The sequence below is a fragment of the Duganella sp. sic0402 genome, assembly GCF_019219065.1.
Lineage (GTDB): Bacteria > Pseudomonadota > Gammaproteobacteria > Burkholderiales > Burkholderiaceae_D > Rugamonas.
This window is the reverse complement of the sequence record NZ_JAHUWK010000041.1, coordinates 1-380: the sequence shown is the minus strand read 5'-3', so window position 1 is coordinate 380 and position 380 is coordinate 1. Positions and strand designations below refer to the sequence as shown.

Annotated in this window: 1 protein-coding gene; it reads right to left on the bottom strand. The window is 60.3% G+C overall.

Annotated elements, in window-relative coordinates; genetic code table 11:
* The coding region (locus tag KW842_RS27220; protein ID WP_218307310.1) for a DDE-type integrase/transposase/recombinase at window positions 1–380 on the bottom strand (380 nt) is incomplete at both ends.

The following is a 380-nucleotide window of genomic DNA, read 5'->3' as shown; positions in this document are numbered from 1 at the left end:
GGCCTCGCTGCTCGTAGGCCATTTCCAGTGCTTGCACAACAAGGTCAGCGTCGGGCCTTGGCGAGAATGCCCAGCCCACCGCGCGGCGCGCGAACAAGTCCAGTACCACGGCCAAGTAATACCATCGCCCTTGCGCCCAGACATAGGTGATGTCCCCGCACCAGACCTGATTTGGCGCCTCCACTATAAATTCACGATTGAGGTGGTTCGGAATATCGACCCGCTCTACCGTGGCCTGCTTATAGGCATGGCGGCCAGGCTGCTTGCAGACCAGCCCCAACTCCTCCATCAAACGACTGACTTTGAAGCGGCCAATTGCCGTGCCTTCCTCGCGCATCATGCCCACGATGCTGCGACTTCCCGCCGAACTACGGCTCTCG